This is a genomic window from Zunongwangia sp. HRR-M8 (assembly GCF_027594405.1).
GTDB lineage: Bacteria > Bacteroidota > Bacteroidia > Flavobacteriales > Flavobacteriaceae > Zunongwangia.
On sequence record NZ_CP115161.1, the window covers coordinates 80,354 to 99,154 of the forward strand.

Annotated in this window: 20 protein-coding genes; 5 read left to right on the forward strand and 15 right to left on the reverse strand. The window is 36.1% G+C overall.

Annotated elements, in window-relative coordinates:
- Position 1 precedes the first annotated feature (1 nt).
- The 4 genes from PBT89_RS00405 (at position 2) to PBT89_RS00420 (ending at position 4,277) form a co-directional block, all read left to right on the forward strand.
- Entirely contained in the window at positions 2 to 2,320 is a 2,319-nt protein-coding gene (locus tag PBT89_RS00405; RefSeq protein WP_270059686.1) for a penicillin-binding protein 1A, read from the forward strand.
- Positions 2,321 to 2,464: 144 nt separating this feature from the next.
- Positions 2,465 to 3,157, forward strand: a complete 693-nt coding sequence (locus PBT89_RS00410) for a CoA transferase subunit A (RefSeq protein WP_270059685.1) — start codon at positions 2,465 to 2,467, stop codon at positions 3,155 to 3,157.
- A gap of 71 nt (positions 3,158 to 3,228) precedes the next feature.
- Complete coding sequence (locus tag PBT89_RS00415; protein ID WP_270062907.1) at positions 3,229 to 3,582, forward strand: four helix bundle protein; 354 nt, start codon at positions 3,229 to 3,231, stop codon at positions 3,580 to 3,582.
- Between the two features lie 41 nt (positions 3,583 to 3,623).
- Positions 3,624 to 4,277, forward strand: coding sequence for a 3-oxoacid CoA-transferase subunit B (locus PBT89_RS00420; RefSeq protein ID WP_270062908.1), 654 nt, complete (start codon positions 3,624 to 3,626; stop codon positions 4,275 to 4,277).
- Here the strand turns inward: PBT89_RS00420 and PBT89_RS00425 are convergent, their stop codons facing one another.
- Both PBT89_RS00425 and PBT89_RS00430 read right to left on the reverse strand, forming a co-directional pair.
- On the reverse strand, positions 4,278 to 4,994 hold the full coding sequence (locus PBT89_RS00425; RefSeq protein ID WP_270062909.1) for a 3'-5' exonuclease: 717 nt from the start codon (positions 4,992 to 4,994) through the stop codon (positions 4,278 to 4,280). It lies immediately after the preceding gene.
- 89 nt (positions 4,995 to 5,083) lie between these two features.
- Positions 5,084 to 5,911 (reverse strand): ankyrin repeat domain-containing protein, encoded by an 828-nt coding sequence (locus PBT89_RS00430; RefSeq protein ID WP_270062910.1) that lies wholly within the window; start codon positions 5,909 to 5,911, stop codon positions 5,084 to 5,086.
- 162 nt (positions 5,912 to 6,073) lie between these two features.
- Between PBT89_RS00430 and PBT89_RS00435 the strand changes: the two genes are divergently transcribed.
- On the forward strand, positions 6,074 to 7,984 hold the full coding sequence (locus PBT89_RS00435) for a S9 family peptidase (RefSeq protein WP_270062911.1): 1,911 nt from the start codon (positions 6,074 to 6,076) through the stop codon (positions 7,982 to 7,984).
- Positions 7,985 to 8,056: 72 nt separating this feature from the next.
- Here PBT89_RS00435 and PBT89_RS00440 read toward each other — a convergent pair whose 3' ends face one another.
- From PBT89_RS00440 to hemA, 13 genes are all read right to left on the reverse strand, one after another.
- Positions 8,057 to 9,205, reverse strand: coding sequence for a serine hydrolase domain-containing protein (locus PBT89_RS00440; protein ID WP_270062912.1), 1,149 nt, complete (start codon positions 9,203 to 9,205; stop codon positions 8,057 to 8,059).
- A 36-nt stretch (positions 9,206 to 9,241) separates the two neighbouring features.
- Entirely contained in the window at positions 9,242 to 9,718 is a 477-nt protein-coding gene (locus PBT89_RS00445; RefSeq protein ID WP_270062913.1) for a methylated-DNA--[protein]-cysteine S-methyltransferase, read from the reverse strand.
- On the reverse strand, positions 9,666 to 10,805 hold the full coding sequence (locus PBT89_RS00450; RefSeq protein WP_270059678.1) for a CNNM domain-containing protein: 1,140 nt from the start codon (positions 10,803 to 10,805) through the stop codon (positions 9,666 to 9,668). Before PBT89_RS00450 ends, PBT89_RS00445 begins: the two co-directional genes overlap by 53 nt.
- 127 nt (positions 10,806 to 10,932) lie before the next feature.
- A complete protein-coding gene (locus PBT89_RS00455; RefSeq protein ID WP_270062914.1) occupies positions 10,933 to 11,415 on the reverse strand; it encodes a hypothetical protein in 483 nt (160 codons plus the stop codon).
- 101 nt (positions 11,416 to 11,516) lie between these two features.
- Positions 11,517 to 11,870 carry a hypothetical protein gene (locus PBT89_RS00460; RefSeq protein ID WP_270062915.1) on the reverse strand — a complete coding sequence of 118 codons (354 nt, stop codon included), beginning with the start codon at positions 11,868 to 11,870 and terminating at the stop codon, positions 11,517 to 11,519.
- Positions 11,871 to 12,061: 191 nt separating this feature from the next.
- Positions 12,062 to 13,054 (reverse strand): porphobilinogen synthase, encoded by a 993-nt coding sequence (gene hemB, locus PBT89_RS00465; RefSeq protein ID WP_270062916.1) that lies wholly within the window; start codon positions 13,052 to 13,054, stop codon positions 12,062 to 12,064.
- A 38-nt stretch (positions 13,055 to 13,092) separates the two neighbouring features.
- Entirely contained in the window at positions 13,093 to 13,995 is a 903-nt protein-coding gene (hemF, locus tag PBT89_RS00470) for an oxygen-dependent coproporphyrinogen oxidase (RefSeq protein ID WP_270062917.1), read from the reverse strand.
- 1 nt (position 13,996) lies between these two features.
- On the reverse strand, positions 13,997 to 14,395 hold the full coding sequence (locus PBT89_RS00475; protein WP_270062918.1) for a hypothetical protein: 399 nt from the start codon (positions 14,393 to 14,395) through the stop codon (positions 13,997 to 13,999).
- Between the two features lie 3 nt (positions 14,396 to 14,398).
- Complete coding sequence (locus PBT89_RS00480) at positions 14,399 to 14,878, reverse strand: DUF6973 domain-containing protein (RefSeq protein WP_270062919.1); 480 nt, start codon at positions 14,876 to 14,878, stop codon at positions 14,399 to 14,401.
- Positions 14,878 to 15,906, reverse strand: a complete 1,029-nt coding sequence (gene hemE / locus PBT89_RS00485; RefSeq protein WP_270062920.1) for a uroporphyrinogen decarboxylase — start codon at positions 15,904 to 15,906, stop codon at positions 14,878 to 14,880. Before hemE ends, PBT89_RS00480 begins: the two co-directional genes overlap by 1 nt.
- 43 nt (positions 15,907 to 15,949) lie before the next feature.
- Positions 15,950 to 16,615: a uroporphyrinogen-III synthase gene (locus tag PBT89_RS00490; protein ID WP_270062921.1), complete on the reverse strand. Its 666-nt coding sequence runs from the start codon at positions 16,613 to 16,615 to the stop codon at positions 15,950 to 15,952.
- 5 nt (positions 16,616 to 16,620) lie between these two features.
- On the reverse strand, positions 16,621 to 17,535 hold the full coding sequence (gene hemC / locus PBT89_RS00495; protein ID WP_270062922.1) for a hydroxymethylbilane synthase: 915 nt from the start codon (positions 17,533 to 17,535) through the stop codon (positions 16,621 to 16,623).
- Positions 17,532 to 18,785 carry a glutamyl-tRNA reductase gene (gene hemA / locus PBT89_RS00500; protein ID WP_270059668.1) on the reverse strand — a complete coding sequence of 418 codons (1,254 nt, stop codon included), beginning with the start codon at positions 18,783 to 18,785 and terminating at the stop codon, positions 17,532 to 17,534. Before hemA ends, hemC begins: the two co-directional genes overlap by 4 nt.
- Positions 18,786 to 18,801 lie beyond the last annotated feature (16 nt).

Genomic DNA, 18,801 nt, shown 5'->3' on the forward strand with positions numbered 1-18,801 from the left:
AATGGCTGAATCTCGTAAAAAGCAAACTAAACCTAAGCAGAGTAACCGCAAATACATCATTGGATTTTGGACACTATTTAGTGTAGGAGTCCTAGCGGTTGTTTTTTTCTTTCTATTAGCAGGTTGGGGGGTATTTGGTAAAATGCCAACCTTTGATGAGTTAGAAAATCCAGAAACCAATCTCGCAACCGAGCTTATTTCTTCAGACGGGAAAACACTTGGTAAATATTATCGCGAAAATCGTACTCCCATTAAATACGATAATCTTCCACAACATTTAGTGCAAGCTTTGGTAGCTACAGAGGACGAACGTTTTTATAAACATTCTGGGATAGATGCCCGTGGTACTGCACGTGCAGCGATTTATATGGGATCTAAAGGTGGAGCGAGTACAATTACGCAGCAGTTGGCTAAGCAATTGTTTACCGATGATTTCTCTACAGATAATACATTTGAGCGTGTACTTCAGAAAATGAAAGAATGGGTAATCTCTACTCGTTTAGAGAGACAATACACAAAAGAGGAAATTATCACAATGTATTTAAATAAATACGATTTCCTTTATCAAGCTGTTGGCGTGCGATCTGCATCCAGAATTTATTTTGATAAAGAGCCTATCGATTTGAAGATAGAGGAATCTGCTGTTTTGGTAGCAATGCTTAAAAATTCGGCACTGTACAATCCTGTTCGTCGTCCAGATTTAGTAGAGAAAAGAAGAAATCAGGTATTTGTTCAGATGTACAAAAATGGATTTTTAACCGAACAGGAAAAAGATTCTCTACAACAAGTAGCAATGAAAATTAATTTTTCTCCTGAAGGTCACGACGATGGTATAGCAACTTATTTTAGAGAATATACACGACAATTCTTATCAGATTGGATCGAGGAAAATCCTAAACCTGATGGTGAAAAATATAATTTATATCGAGATGGTTTAAAAGTCTATACTACTATAGATTCAAAAATGCAGGAATATGCAGAGGATGCAGTACATAGGCATTTAACTAAACTTCAGAAAGAGTTTGATCGCCAAAATCAAAACAATAGATCAGCTCCTTTTAGAGATATCGATCAGAGTATGATCGATAATATTATCAAGGGGTCTATGAGAAGATCTGCGAGATATAAAAAAATGAAAAAAGAAGGCAAATCTGAAGAAACCATCATGGCTTCTTTTGATAAACCTCGAGAGATGAGAGTCTTTTCCTGGAAAGGTGATATTGATACTACAATGACACCACGAGATTCCATTAGATATTATAAATCATTCTTTCAGTCTGGTTTAATGTCTATGGATCCAACCACGGGAGAAGTAAAAGCCTGGGTTGGCGGAACAAACTTTAAGCATTTTAAATACGATCACGTAAAACAAGGGAAACGTCAGGTAGGCTCTACCTTCAAACCTTTTGTTTATGCAACAGCGATCGATCAATTAAAAATGTCTCCTTGTGATACCTTACCATTAAACAGGTTTACAATTCCGGCAGGAAAATTCGGGAATATTAAAGATTGGTCTCCTAGAAATTCAGGTAGTGGCGATAAATATTCAGGGATGATGAGCTTGAAGGAAGCGCTGGCAAACTCTGTAAACACGGTTACCGCTAGAGTTATTGATAAGACTACTCCCGGGAACGTGATCAATTTAATTACAAAACTGGGAATTGATACCGATAATTTCCCAACCGGGCCGGCTATTGCTTTAGGAACTGCAGATATAAGTCTTTATGATATGGTGGGTGCTTATAGTACTTTCGCAAATAAAGGCGTTCGTGTTAAACCTGTTTTGATTACACGAATCGAAGATAAAAATGGAACCGTTTTATTCCAAAATGTTCCAGAAACGCATGATGTGATGAGTGCAGAAGCGGCTTATGTAACGGTTAACCTGATGGAAGGTGTAACTAGATATGGATCTGGAGCACGTTTGCGAGGAACAGGTAGAGAAGTTAGATTAGATTATAAGCGAGCGGTAACAGGTTATCCTTATGACTTTAAAAATCCTATTGCCGGAAAAACCGGAACTACACAAAATCAAAGTGATGGTTGGTTTATGGGAATGGTTCCAAATCTCGTAACCGGTGTTTGGGTAGGTGCTGAAGATCGTGCAGTACATTTTCCTGGGATAACTTACGGGCAGGGAGCAACAATGGCATTACCAATTTGGGGAATGTATATGAAGAGTGTTTATGCAAATGAAGATCTAAATATCTCTCAGGATGATTTTGAGCGACCTGAAAATCTATCCATTACGGTAGATTGTGATTCTTACGGGAAATCTAATAACGCCGATAGCGGAGTAATAGAAGAATTAGATTTCTAAAAAATATAACTTAAATTCTAAAAGCTCAGATTGGTCATTCAGTCTGGGCTTTTTTTATTTTACTTCGGAGGTTAATATTGAAGACTTTTTAAAATATTGGAATTATCTTGAAATTTCTTTATTTTTAGAGGAAAATAGTAGTCGATGATTAATAAAACGGTAGATAATGTTGCTGAAGCTTTAAAGGGAGTTCATGATGGGATGACGTTTATGCTTGGGGGATTTGGATTAAGCGGAATTCCCGAGAATGCCATTTCAGAACTCGTTCGGTTGAATACTAAAAATCTAACTTGTATTTCCAACAATGCCGGTGTCGATGATTTTGGATTAGGACTTCTACTTCAGAAAAAACAAATCGATAAAATGGTCTCGTCGTATGTAGGCGAGAATGCTGAATTTGAACGACAAATGTTGAGTGAAGAGCTGGAAGTTGAATTAATTCCGCAGGGAACACTAGCAGCGAGATGCCAGGCGGCACAACAGGGGTTTCCAGCAATTTATACTCCTGCCGGCTACGGAACCGAAGTCGCTTTGGGAAAAGAAACTCGGGAGTTCGATGGCAAAATGTACGTTTTAGAAGAAGCTTTTAAAGCCGATTTTGCCTTTGTAAAAGCTTGGAAAGGGGACAAGGCCGGCAATCTGATCTTTAAGGGAACAGCGCGTAATTTTAATCCCGTAATGTGCGGTGCCGCAAAAGTTACCGTCGTGGAGGTTGAAGAACTAGTAGAACCGGGAGAACTGGATCCTAATTTTATCCATATTCCGGGAATATTTGTACAACGAATTTTTGAAGGCAAAAACTACGAAAAACGAATTGAGAAAAGGACGGTGAGGTGATGTGTTAATTTGATGAGTAGAAAATGTGCTGATGGGATAATTTGACAATTTGACAATTTGATAATTTGAAAATGAGAAATGATAAGCCGAATATTATTGTAGATAAAACCTTCAATTTTTCATTAATAATTATTGAGTTTTCAGAAGAATTAAAGTCGGAACATAAATATGAAATGTCATCTCAATTATTTAGAAGCGGAACTTCAATTGGAGCCAATACTTGGGAAGCACAAAATGCAGAAAGCAAAAGGGATTTTGTACACAAATTAAAGATAGCTTGTAAAGAAGCAGATGAGACTTTTTATTGGCTTAAGTTATGTAAAGCTTCTAATCATTTTCCAACTCCAACGGAGTTTTTGATGAAAGAAATAGAAGTTATCATTAAAATTTTATCGAAAATTATTGTTTCGAGTAGAAAGGATTAATTTTCAAATTAGCTCATTTTTCAAATTTTCAAATTAAGAAAATGTTAGACAAAAACGGAATAGCAAAGCGTATAGCTAAAGAAGTACAAAACGGGTTTTACGTAAATTTAGGAATTGGGATTCCAACCTTGGTAGCAAACTTTGTACGCGATGATATTCAGGTAGAATTTCAGAGTGAAAACGGGATTTTAGGTATGGGACCGTTCCCGATTGACGGTGAAGAAGATGCCGATCTTATTAATGCGGGGAAACAAACTATTACCGCGTTGCCGGGTGCGAGTTTCTTCGATTCTGCTTTAAGTTTCGGGATGATTCGCGGTAAACATGTCGATCTTACTATTTTGGGTGCCATGGAAGTTGCTGAAAACGGAGATATCGCCAACTGGAAAATTCCGGGGAAAATGGTAAAAGGAATGGGTGGCGCAATGGATCTGGTAGCTTCCGCAGAAAATATAATTGTCGCTATGATGCACACCAATAAAGCTGGCGAATCCAAATTGCTTAAAAAATGCAGCCTTCCTTTAACAGGCGTAGGTTGTGTTACCAAGATTGTCACAAACTTAGCTGTGATTGAAGTTACCAAGGAAGGATTTAAATTATTAGAGCGAGCACCGGGAGTTAGCGTAGATGAAATTATCGCCGCTACCGAGGGGAAATTGATTGTCGAAGGGGAAGTGCCAGAAATGGTTTTATAATTAAACAGTGCTAATTTCTGAGTCTTTTAAAAGTGCTTCTTGCTTTAGACGCAAAACAATTTGAGCAATAGCCACCACGTCACGCTCGCAATATTCAACAATTCGTTGCAAATTATTTTCTTGGTAGTACACTTCGAAAACCTGATCACCGCTAATATCGTTTTTAGGTGATGGTATGCCAAACGTATGGGTAAGCAGTTTTAAAGAAGTAAAATGCTTGTAATCGCCAAATCGCCATAATTCCATCGTATCAAGATGCGGAATTTCCCATGGCTTTTTACCCATATTGTTTATTTTCTGCGGAAGTTTTAGCTGATTAATAATCATTCTCCTCGCGATGAACGGAAAATCAAATTCTTTCCCGTTATGGGCACAGAGTAAATGATACGGTTTATTAAAATGATCGTTTAAAAGGGAACTGAAATTATCTAAAATCGATTTTTCATCGCCCGAAAAACTTTTCAGTCTAAAATTTCTTTTTTCATCTTTTACACTTAAAAAACCTACTGAAATACAAACAATTTTGCCGAACTCGGCCCAAATTCCGGCTCTGGGATAAAATTCTTCTGGTGAATACTCATCTTTTCGAATATATTTGGTTTTTTCAGCCCATAAATCTTTTTTATCTTCTTCCCAGTGTTCAAAAGAAGGTTGATCTGGAACCGTTTCAATATCCAGAAATAAAATGTGTTCTATATTAAGTTTTTCAAAATTCATTAGAAATTGAAATTCAGTATTTTAAATTACAATTTTATAATTGAATTTTCAAAATGTACTTATCAACTTCTAGAATATTAATATTTGCGCTATTCAAATAAGGCGATTAAGTCTTGGTTTTTAGTTTCTAAAGCAATATCGTAAGCGGTTTTATGGTTTTCTAAACCCTCTATATTTTGATCGACTTCAGGATAGCTTAGCAATTGTTTTACAACTTCTGTTTTTTCAAATAGTGCCGCAATCATCAAAGGAGTGTATTGATTTTTGGTAAATTCTGTAGGTGTAAAATTTGGATTGTCTTTCCAGGAAATTGCTTTTATATTCATATTTGCTCCGTTTTTATAAAGCAACGATATCAATTCAGAATTAGCGAAATAGCAGGCTAAAATTAGCGAACAGGCACCGTCTCGATCTCTTAAGTTGGGATTCATTCCACTATCTAATAATTTTTTAAATAGCTGTATGTTTTGTTTTTTCTCTTTAACTAAAAAAGCTGCTTTAACATTCAACGGTTCTGGGTTTTTCACCATTTTATTTTCAACGGAAGCATTAAAATCATTATTCAGTAAAATTTCAGCAATTTCAGGGTGATCTGCTTCCAAAGCCCAATGCATTAAAGTTCCGTAGCGTGAAATAAAATTTACATCAGCACCTTTTTTTAATAGAAAAACTACAATTTCTTGGTTGTTTTCCGAAACAGCATCAAATAATAGCGTAGTATGAGAATCAACATGATTAGGGTCAAAATGGGATTCCTTGAAAAGGCTTTTAAAGGCCGCAACCGAGTCATTTTCAATAAAAGCTTCTAGTTTTTTATAGGTTTTATCAAGTTCAGCCTTATCTAAACTAATAACTTTTCGAGTTTTGCAGGCGACAAGCGTAATAATTAGGAAAACGAATACAAATTTTTGGAGCATTGTGTATAGGTATTAAGCTTGCAAAAATATCTCTTTAAGATGATCTTTTGGGTATATAAGCGATAAATAAGAAATGGAGAATTGATTGTTTTACGTAGTAAATTAATAGACTTAAATTTGTGGCTTATACCTTCGTTAAAATGAAGAATAATATATAAATCTATGAAAAAATTAATGCTGGTTATGAGCTTAGTGATTAACGGATCTGTTGGTTTTGCACAACAAAGAATGACTCCGGAAAAATTATGGCAGGTCGAGAGGATAAGTGTTTTGGGACTGGATAAAAGCGGAGAGCAATTATATTATAAACTTTCCATCCCAAATGTTGAAGAAAACGATTTTGCTACAAAATACTATCAAATTCCTGCTGATGGAGGCACTGCTAAAGAGATCACTAAAGATGAGGTTGCAGTTGGGGAAGACAGAAATACTTCTCCAAATGGTGAATATAAACTCTTTCACAAAGAGGTGCATTTAGAAGAAGTAAAATCCAAAGATCTTTACAAGGATCTAGAAAAATCTGATGCCTATGTGTTTTCAGATTTAGATATTCGTCATTGGGATACCTGGCAGGATGGAAGCTTTACGCATGTTTTTTATAAAAAATTAACTGAAGAAGATAGCGAAGGCATTGATATTATGCCGAAAGAGCCATATTACAGTCCGCAGAAACCTTTTGGAGGCGAAGAAGATTATTGCTGGTCTCCAGATGGGAAGAGTATCTATTATGTCTCTAAAAAGTTGAAAGGCAAGGAGTATGCTACAAGTACAAATACTGATATTTATAAGTATAATTTAGAAACTAAAGAGACCGAAAATATCACCAAAGACAATAAGGGATATGATACCAATCCTGCTTTTTCTTCGGAAGGCGCTTTGGCCTGGTTGCAAATGAAGGAAGACGGTTACGAGGCGGATAAAAATGATATCGTTGTTTTAGAAAATGGCGTAAAACAAAACCTTACGGCCAACTGGGACGGGACGGTTAATAGCTTTTTATGGGCAAAAAACGGAGAGGAAATCTATTTTACCGCTCCGGTAGATGGCACTATTCAATTATTTAAAGTGAATTATCCTGATAAAAAACGAATTGCAGCTGTAGTAGAACAACTTTCTGAAGGTCAATTTGATGTTACCGGAATTGTTGCTGAAAAGAAAAAAGAGCTATTGGTGACCCGCACCGATATGAATCATGCAACTGAAGTATTTAGCTTTAATTTGAAGAAAAAAACTTTTGAACAAATAACGAATGTAAATACGGAATTATATGCTGCGTTAGATTTGCCGAAAGTAGAAAAACGATATGTAAGTACCACCGATGGTAAAAAGATGCTAGTTTGGGTAATTTTACCTCCTAATTTTGATGCATCAAAAAAGTATCCAACGTTACTTTATGCGCAGGGTGGACCACAATCTCCACTATCACAATTTTATTCTTTCCGATGGAATTTTCAGGTGATGGCCTCCCAGGGGTATATCGTAGTGGCGCCAAACCGCCGAGGCATGCAGGGACACGGCGTGGCATGGAATGAGGATATTAGTAAAGATTGGGGCGGCCAGGTAATGGATGATTATTTAGCTGCGATCGATGATGTTGCCAAAGAACCATATGTAGATAACGAACGTTTAGGAGCAGTGGGAGCGAGTTACGGAGGATATTCAGTATTTTATTTAGCCGGAATTCATAATAACCGATTTAAAACATTTATAGCGCATGATGGTGTTTTTGATACTCGAAGCATGTATGGAACAACAGAAGAATTATTTTTTGTAAATCACGATTTTGGAGGTGCATATTGGGAAAAAAATAATGCTGATGCACAAAAGGCGTATAATGAGTTTAACCCAATTACTAAAGTAGCCAACTGGGATACACCAATTTTAATCTATCAGGGCGGGAAAGATTATCGTGTTCCGATAGAGCAAGGCTTAGGTGCTTATCAAGCAGCACAATTACTTGGTTTAAAAAGTAGATTAGTGTATTTTCCAGATGAAAATCATTGGGTGCTAAAACCACAAAATGCTTTAGTTTGGCAAAGCGAGTTTTTTAAATGGTTAGAAGAAACCCTTTAAATCAAATAAAATCGATCTGAAAAAGCCTTGCAATTTTTATTGCAAGGCTTTTTTTAGATTTGATTAGAAATTTTATTTTTCTTCCAACATCTTATAAGTTTCATCTATATACTTATAAAAATCTGGGCTATGTTTTGCTTCTCCTTCACGCTTTTTGAGTCCTTGTCCTAAGCGAACGATTATCAAATCATCTTCAGGAATTAAAATAACGTATTGCCCTAAAATTCCGCGCATATAAAAAATTTTCTTGTCTTTGTAATCGCTAAGCCAAAGTCCATAGCCATAATATGGAGCATCCTCAAAACGAGGGTTTTTCATTTTTCGAACAAAAGATGAATTAATTAAGCGATGACCATTCCAATGTCCATTTTGCATAAAAAGCTTCCCAAATTTTGCAAAATCTCTTGCATTACTGGCAATACAGCAATAGGCTTTTTCCATCCCATTTTCTTTGCTATCCAATTGCCATAAAGCATCATTTTGCATTCCTAATGGCTGCCAAAAGCTTTCGCTCAAATATTGGGATAAAGTTTTGTTTGTAGCTTCTTCTAAAACCATACCCAATAACTCTGTATTTCCACTTAAGTATTTAAATTTCTTACCGGGCGCTTCTACAACTTCAAGATCTAAAATTAGTTTTCTGATATTATCGTCTAAATATGCTCTTGCGGTTTGCCCAAAGGGATTGTAATAACTTTCATCCCAGTTAAGACCAGAAGACATCGAAGCTAAATCACCAACAGTTAATCTTATATCAAACTGCGGAAAAAAATGGCTTACAGGTTCATCGATACTAGTGATGTAGCCGTCACGAATCGCTTTACCTAAAAGTGCTACTACCACACTTTTTGCCATCGAAAATGAATTTGTTTTGCTTTTTGCCGAATACTTATCGTAATATTTTTCGTACCAGATACTATCATTTTTGATAATTAAAAACGCAGCCGTATTCAATTCACGATTAAGATTTTCTAAAGAATCGCTCGCTTCAACCGAATTGTAATTTTTACTTTCTGGCCAGGCTTGCGGATTCAAACTATCTGCCTTTATAACACGATTATCAAATTCGGTATAATCATCGATATAGGCTGTTTTATGACCTTTTAGATAAGTAACCCGTATTCCTTTAAATATATAATCATAATCTAAGGCATAGATTAGAATAACGAATACGATAATTATTCCGATGAGGTATTTTAGAAAATGTAGTAGTTTTTTCATTTTCTAAAATTAAGAATTATGTAGAAATTATTTCTATTAAAATAAGCTTTGTTGTGGTGCCGGACTTTCTAACTCCAAAAGCCACTTTTTACGATAAAGTCCGCCAGCATAACCTGTTAATGAGCCATCGCTGCCAATTACACGGTGACAGGGAATCACAATCCAAAGCGGATTCTTGCCGTTGGCAGAAGCTACCGCTCGTATCGCTTTAGGATCACCAAGTTTCTTTGAGAGTTCTAAATAAGAGCAGGTTTTGCCAAAAGGAATTTCAGATAAAGCTTTCCATACTTTTTGTTGAAAAAGGGTTCCATTGGGATTCATCTTAAAACTGAAGTTTTGGCGATTCCGATTAAAATATTCAGCTAACTCATTTTTTGCCTGTACTACACATGATGGAAGATTATCGTCTGGATGAGGTTGAGCTTCTTCTGAAATCTTAATTTCAGAAACACCTTCTTCGTTACCCGTTATCTTTGCTGTTCCCAGAGGAGTTTTCAGGTACGTGCTTTTCATTTTCTAATTCTTCTGGTTGTGCTTCTTCTCTTCGTTGGATTAAGCCAATACGTTTTGCTCTTCGCTCCCAGTTTTTACGGGCGAGTTTTTGCATATCTTCAATACTGTCACTCTCGTCCATAATCTCTAAACCAAGTAAGGTTTCGATAATATCTTCCATGGTAACAAGACCAACAACATTTCCAAATTCGTCGGTTACGATAGAAATATGCGTGCGTTTTCTTATAAAAATGTCAAACAAGTCTGGGATAGGAACTTCAGCAGTAGTCACAAAAACTTCCCGTTTTAAAGATTCCAATTTCGATTCTCCGTTCTGTTTAATCATTTCTTCCAATACATCGTCTTTCAGAATAAATCCTGAAATATTATTGGATTTCTCTTTGTACACCGGAATTCTGGAAAACTTTAAATTTTTATGAGAATGATGAAAATCTGCAATGCTCATGGATTCATCTTCGGTAATGGCAACCGAAAATGGCGTCATAATATCTTTTACCTGTACAGATTTAAAAACCAACATGTTTTTGATTACCGTACTTTCGTTTTCTTCAAAAACTCCTTCTTCTTCTGCAGCCTCGGTAATCGCAGCAAACTCTTCTCTACTCATGGTATTTACTTTGGCAGATTTACCAATCAATCTTGTAGTTAGCATTAAAAGCCACAGGATGCCGGTATATTTTAAAGGAGCGATCATTATACGAAGCGTGGTGGCTGTAAACGAACCCATTTTATCCCAATAGGTGGCACCTAATGTTTTTGGGATTATTTCAGAAAGAATTAAAATTCCCAATGTTAATAAACCAGAGACTATACCTACAGCGTTGCTACCATCCCCATAAGTTTTTTCTGCCTGTACACCAACCAATATAGATCCTACGGTATGAGCCACGGTGTTTATGGTAAGGATTGCAATTAGTGGCTTATCAATATCCTTTTTAAAATTCGCTAAAATTTCGGCATATTTTTTTCCTTCTTGTCTTTTTATCTTGATAAAAGAAGGGGTGAAGCTTAATAGGGCAGCTTCTAAAATAGAGCACATAAAAGAAAAGAATATCGAAAATGCAGCAAAAACAAGGAGTAATCCCATTTGTATTTTTAGTTTTTAAAAATCTAAATTAGGAATTAAAAACTTAATTAGTTTGAAAGAAATTATAAAATAAAAAAAGCTGTAATTCATATTTCAAATTACAGCTTTTTGTCATTAAGCCAATACATTAAAGGTTTGCCTGGATAAGCTCATTCCATCTAGAAGCAGTGAAAAGTCTTGTTTCCATATCATCATTTTCTACACCGTCTTCATCGTAAAATAAAATTTCAGTCACCTGCTTTAAATCACTCTTAGCCTTTAGTTCTACGCTTACCTGAATAACTTTATTTTTTCGGCTATCATTATGAATAAATGAAACGCTGCGTTTAATAATCGAGCTTTTTGTGATCTGGGAAAGATCTATTATTTGATGTTGCATCGCGTTAAATGGCTCCATCACTAAAAGTTTGTGCTGTTTTTTATCCAAACCTAGCACCAGCGAATTCGAAATTTCGGTATAATCTAAATTTAAATTGTGCTCTTTGGCTAAATCTTTTAGGGCTTTTTTATTGCGCACATCTTTAACGCTCTGTCTGTAGAGTACAAAAAGAATCGGTCCTATAAAAAGTATAAAAAGCCCAAGTCCTATTATTGTTGAATAAGTATCCATTTGTTGTTGAATTAAAATTATTATCGATCTGTGCATCTTTCCTGAATGAGGATTGCACGTGATTTTTGCTGAAAAACAGCGTCGGGTAATAAAAATTCAACTTATGTAAAAAAGTGAAATGGAAATATTTGCGTTGCTAACTTGCTTTTGCGATCCTGAAGATAGGTCCAGGAATCCTGAGAAGGAATGATATGAAAATCTGCGGAATCTAACTTAAAATAAGTACCGTAAACTGAAGTAAATGTGGTCTGATCTTCCTGATCAAACTGAAGGTTATAATTGGCAGATTCTTCAAATACAAAGGCTTTAGAGCTATTGTGTTGCTTAAAATGATGCGAAGTTTTTTGAGCATCATCATAAATGAAAGCAGAAGCTTTAGGTTGCGAAATTCCTGTAGCGCTTAACAAAGCGATAAGCACTAACGAAAAAGAGATATGTAGTTTGTTGAATTTCACAAAGTAAATTTACGAAAAAGTAGAATCTGAATTACAAAACGAGCGATGTATTTTCTAGCTAAAAAATCATCGTTATATAATTTTCGATAGTTGTAATTCCTATACTTACTTCTTACCGGTAAAAAGAAAACCTCATAGATCTGAAAACCTATGAGGTGCTTAAAATTAATTTTGTAAAAACTAACTGCTTATTATTGAAGTAATTTTGCAGCTTCCTTAGCGAAATAAGTAGAAATAATGCTTGCGCCGGCTCGCTTGATGCAAAATAGCTGTTCTAGCACAATTTTATCGTGATCTAACCAACCTTTTTCAGCAGCAGCTTTAATCATGGCGTATTCTCCGGAAACATGATAAACCGCAACAGGAACATCTACATGATCTTTAACTTCTCGAACTATATCTAAATAAGCCATACCTGGTTTTACCATTACAATGTCAGCGCCCTCATCAACATCATCAACCGCTTCTTTAATGGCTTCAATACGGTTTGCATAATCCATTTGATAGGTTTTCTTGTCTTTAGGCACAGGTTCTGTACTTGCTTTTGGAGCAGAATCTAAAGCATCTCTAAACGGGCCGTAAAAGGCTGAAGCATATTTAGCACTATAGCTCATAATTCCTACATTATGGAATCCGTTTTCTTCTAAACCATTTCGGATCGCAAGAATACGCCCATCCATCATATCACTAGGTGCAACAAAATCGGCTCCGGCTTCAGCATGGCTAATACTCATTTGGGTTAGCGCATCTACAGTAGCATCGTTAATAATTTGCCCGTTTTCAATAATTCCATCGTGGCCGTAAATCGAGTAAGGGTCTAAGGCTACATCGGGCATCACAATCATTTCAGGTACAGCATCTTTAATGGCTTTTATGCTTTGTTGCATAAGGCCATCTTTATTCCATGCTTCTTTACCGGTGTTATCTTTTAGATTTTCACTAACTTTTACATAGAGATTTACCGCTTTTACGCCTAGATCCCATAATTCTTTAACTTCTTTTACTGTGCCATCTATCGATTGGCGATAAATGCCGGGCATCGACGGTATTTCTGTTTTTATTCCTTTTCCTTCCGCAATAAACATCGGAAACATAAAATCTTGCGGACTCAAATTTGTTTCGCGAACTAAACTTCTTATAGATTCATTAGTTCGTAATCTTCTACTTCTTCGTAATGGAAACATAATTTTTTAGTATCAATTCAAAATTCTAGTGATCTATTTTATACCCACTCTTTAGGTTTTTGTAAAACCTCTAAAAGTTTATTTTCTTCGGATCCTGCTTTCGGATGGTGATCGTAAACCCATTGTACATGCGGTGGTAAACTCATTAAAATACTCTCAATTCGGCCGTTGGTTTTTAGTCCGAACAGCGTTCCTTTATCATGAACAAGATTAAATTCTACATAGCGACCGCGACGAATTTCTTGCCAGTTCCGGTGATTTTGGTCGTATTCCAGATCTTTTCTTTTCTCAACAATTGGTACGTAAGCTTCCAGAAAGCTATTGCCAACTTCAGTTACAAAATTATACCAATCGGTAATGCTATGTTGTTCAGAATCTTTTAAATAATCGAAAAACAATCCGCCAATACCGCGCGCTTCATTACGATGAGCATTCCAAAAATAGAGATCACACCTTTTTTTATATTCAGGATAAAAGTTTGGATCATGTTTGTCGCAGGCATTTTTAGAAACGTGATGAAAATGAATCGCATCTTCTTCAAAAAGATAATAAGGTGTAATATCCTGCCCACCACCAAACCATTGATCTAGCGTTGTTCCATCTTTATCGTACATTTCAAAATAGCGCCAATTGGCATGTACTGTGGGAATCATTGGGCTTTTTGGATGAATAACTAAACTTAAGCCGCATGCAAAAAAGTTAACATCGCCAACACCAAAGTATTCTTGCATTGCAGGATTTAAAGGCCCGTGCACCGCTGAAATATTAACGCCGCCTTTTTCGAAAATTGCGCCATTCTCGATCACTCTAGTACGGCCACCGCCTCCTTCCTCACGTTTCCAGAGGTCTTCTTTAAATTTTGCTACTCCGTCGATTTCCTCTAGTTTCGAGGTGATCGTATCCTGAAGTTCCTGTATATATTGATAAAATTGGTCTTTCATGCTAATCATTTATCCAACTTCTTGCTTCGTTAATTTTTTGTGTAAGACTGAACGAAAACGTACTACTTATCTCTTGTGCGGTTTTATAAATTATAAGCGTTTTTTGAGCAAGATCGGCTTGTTTCTCTTCGGCTTCTAACTCGATACTTCTAAGAAGAATATCGCCAAGCGCTTCATAATGCGAAAATTCTAAGTTAAGATTAGCTAAGATCTCCACTAATTTTTCTTCATGAAGATTTTCAATTTCTTCTAAGCCAATGCCAATGGCCTCTTTTAATCTTCGATCTAGATCAAGCCTAATTTCTTCCCATTCATCGGGAACATGTCCCATTTCCATAATCGCACGCAGTTGTGCATCAATACGCTCTTTCTCTTCGTCTCGATAATTTTTGTTCAGCATAATCTAGTTTTCTATAAAAACGAGTTGATTTTTATCTAATTTCGATAGATCTGGATCTTTAATTTTTATTGCGGAATTCATTAAATCCTGCAATTTTTTAACGACATTTTCTTCTGGATTATTGCTGAAGATGTTTCGTCCCACTGCATTATTATGAAGATCCATTGCTCGTGCCAGTGCTTTATTTGGAGCCAAACGCTCATGCAGATCGGTAATTTTCTTGGTCCAGTTTAGCGATTCTTCAATCGAAAAGTTTTTTCTGAAAAGTTTTTCAGCAATTAGAAAATTCCAATAGGCGTGTCTAAACGCATTCTCTTTGGAATCGCTATAATGTTTTTTTCCAAAAAGCCGATCGCAAGATTTTAAAGTTTCTCGGGTAGCTTTGTATATTGGAAAAATATATGATGGTTTGGGCAAAAATAACTTCAGCAGAATAAAAATTTCTTTAAAATTAAGCTGTTGTATTCTCGCCCCAATTGCCATTATTTAGCGCGATATTCTTTAACCGCATCTACAAAAGCTTTGGCATTATCTACGGGAATATCTGGTAGAATACCATGGCCAAGATTTGCGATATAACGATCTTTACCAAACTCATCGATCATTTGGTGTACCATTTTTTTAATTTCTTTAGGTGGCGAGTATAATCTTGAAGGATCAAAATTACCCTGCAATGTGATTTTTCCACCACTTAAATAGCGTGCATTTTGTGCACTGCAGGTCCAATCTACGCCTAAAGCGGCAGCACCCGAGTTTGCCATGTCCTGCAAAGCAAACCAACAACCTTTACCAAATGCGATCACAGGAATTTCATCTTTTAAAGCATCTATAATTTGCTGAATATACTTCCAAGAAAATTCCTGGTAATCTACAGGACTCAACATACCGCCCCAAGAATCAAAAACCTGAACGGCATCTACGCCAGCTTTTACCTTTGCTTTTAAATAAGCAATAGTTGTGTCTGTAATTTTTTGTAATAATTGGTGCGCTGCTACTGGATTCGTAAAACAAAATTTCTTGGCTTTATCAAAGTTTTTGGAACCTTGTCCCTGCACCGCATAACACATGATCGTCCATGGAGAACCGGCAAAACCAATTAGCGGAACTTCATTATTTAATTGTTGTTTGGTTAATTTAATGGCATCCATAACGTAACCAAGCGTTTCTTCGATATTAGGAACAATAACCTGTTCTACATCTTTTGCGCTACGAATAGGATGTGGTAACCATGGTCCAAGACCGGGTTTCATCTCTACCTCAATATTCATGGCCTGCGGTACCACCAAAATATCACTAAATAAAATGGCAGCATCGGTTCCTACCTGCTCGATGGGCATTACGGTAATTTCTGTAGCCAACTCTGGAGTTCGGCAGCGCGTAAAGAAATCGTATTTTTCTTTTAGCTTCATAAAATCAGGAAGATAGCGGCCTGCCTGGCGCATCATCCAAACTGGTGGACGCTCTACAGATTCTCCTTTTAAAGCTTTTAAGAAAAGATCGTTTTTAATCATGTTTCTTGGTTTATTGCAAAATTCGGTAATTCCCAGTTAAAATTCAGGAATTAGAGATTTCATTTTTATTGAATGTTTTTACTACCTGAACGATTACATTTTCTATACTGGGTTGGGTAGCAATTATAATATTTTCAGTATAATTTTTTGCTGAATTTGCTGTAGTCGTACCAATGCAAAATGCCGTAGTGGTTTCAATTTTATTTTTGCTGAAATAACTTTCTACTCCGCTTGGGCTAAAGAATAAAATACCATCAAATTCTTGGTGAAATTCAGCATAATTCAGTTTGGTCTTATATACCTGAATTTCTTCAAAAGAAAGTTCATTTTTGTTTAGTTGAATTGGCAATTCATCGCGCCGTTTATTTCCGCAGAAAAAAACAAAATGCTTATTTTGATGATTTTCGATGATTTTTTTTGCTAATGCTGAAGCATTATCCGCAACTTCAGCGATCTCGATATCATTTTCCTGAAGCAAATTAGCAGTTTTAGCACCTACCACAAATGCTTTCTCTACCTTCACTTTATCTTGAATCGCTTTAAAAGCATTTTTACTAGTGATAATAGCGTTTTTAACTAGTTTTAAATTAAATGAAAAAGGGATAAATTCTATTTTTATGGCGTTGTATTCCACCAAACCAATTTTAGCACCAAGCAATAATTGCTTTTGCGAAACACTAAGTTTTTTTGTGGAAAGTACAGTGGCCATAAGCCTTAATTTAAAACTTCCTTGATTTGTTTCATCAATTCAGCGCCACCTTTGGCAAGAATTTCTTCGGCACAAAATTTTCCGAATCCCTCAACATTTTCGGCAGCGATCCTCTTTTCTACTTCAATTTTTTGTTTTCCGTCTAAGCTTAAAAGAGCGCCTTTAAAATGTAAAATCTTATCATTGTCGATTTTTGCCAACCCGCCAATAGGTGCTGTACAGCCGCCCTCTAAAGTTCTTAAGAACTCTCGTTCTACATGTACCTCAAGATCTGTTTGATAATGATTTAATGCACCAATTGCTTTTCTGGTAAATTCATCTTTCTCTAAAGCAACGATTAGCATTGCTCCTTGTGCAGGTGCTGGGATCATCCAATCGAGATTGATAAAGTTATCAGGTTTTATTTCGATTCTTTCTAAACCAGCAGCGGCGAAAATAGCTCCGTTCCAGTCATTATCTTCCAATTTCTGCATTCTGGTATTCACATTTCCGCGAAGATCTACTACCTCGTGATTTGGATAGCGATGTAGCCATTGCGATTTTCTACGCAGGCTTCCGGTAGCAATGGTTCCGTTACCATCTAAAAAATCGGTACCTTTATGAATAAGTATATCACTAGTGTTTGCACGTTTTAAAACAGCCGCTTCAACAATTCCTTTTGGTAATGCTGTAGGGACGTCTTTCATAGAATGTACTGCGATATCTACTTTGCCGGTAAGCATGGCAACATCTAAAGTTTTGGTAAAAATCCCGGTGATTCCCATTTCGTAAAGCGGAACATCCAGATTTAGATCTCCGGTAGATTTTACGGGAACAAGTTCGGTTTGGTGGCCTAGCTTTTCTAGTGCCGCTTGTACAGTTTTTGCCTGCCACAAAGCCAGCTCGCTGTCTCGTGTTCCTATACGTATCACTTTATTCATCGTGCTTGTTCTTCTAACTGAAAGACTTTTTGGATAAGCTCAAGGCTCTCATCGGTAGTGTTTGAATCTTCTTTAAGATGATTGGCAAATTGCTTCATGATCTTTTGGATAATCCTGTTGCTCACTATTTCTGCCTGTTCATCATTAAAATCTTCTATCTTTTTTCGCTGAAAGTCAAGCTCTGCATCTTTCATCATTCTTAGCTTTTTCTTTAGCGCTTTAATTGTAGGGGCAAATTTTCTGGTTTCTAACCATTTACAAAATTCAGCCTGAACTTCTGCAATTATTATTTCAGCTTCAGGAATAAACTTTTTACGACGTTGTAGAGTTTCGTCGGTAATTTGAGAAAGATGATCTAAATGAACCAGTTTTACATTATCCAATTCCTCTACATCTTCAGCTACATTTTTAGGGATAGAAAGATCCAAAATCAATAAATCTTTTTTACAATATAAAAGTTCTTTGCTAATGGTTGGATTTTGTGCACCAGTAGCCACAATTAGAACATCTGTATTTCTAATCTCTGCTTGTAGATCGGCATAATCTTTAACCGTTAAACTAAATTTTCCGGCAATTTTTTCAGCCTTATCTTTCGTTCGGTTAATTAAAGTAATATGTTTATTCTGGGTGTGCTTAATTAAATTTTCGCAAGTATTTCTTCCAATTTTACCAGTTCCGAAGAGCAAAATATTTTTGTTAGAAACATCTTCTATATTTTGTAAAATATACTGAACGGAAGCAAAAGAGACAGAAGTTGCTCCTGAAGATATTTCGGTCTCATTTTTAATTCGTTTGCTCGCCTGGATTACTGCATTTACCAATCGCTCTGTAAAAGCATTGGCTAATCCCACTTTTTTAGACTGCGCAAAAGCCAGTTTTATTTGGCTAATAATTTCAAAATCTCCAAGAATTTGGCTGTCTAAGCCAGTACCTACACGAAATAAATGTGAAATGGCTTGTTTACTTTTATAAACATAAGCTACTTTTTCAAACTCTTCTACCGTACCGTGTGTATGCTCACAAAGAAGTTTTATAAGCTGAAATGGATGCTCTGCAAATCCATAAATCTCAGTTCGGTTGCAAGTAGAGGTAAGTAAAACACCATCGATGCCTTCTCGCTTTGCCTGGATTAGTATTTTAGACTTTGCTTCTTCAGTAAGGCTAAAATGTCCTCTAATTTCGGCATCTGCTTTTTTGTAGCTTAAACCAATAGTATAAAAATGTCTGCCTTTAGAAATTAAACTTTCCATGAACTCTTTAGGGATT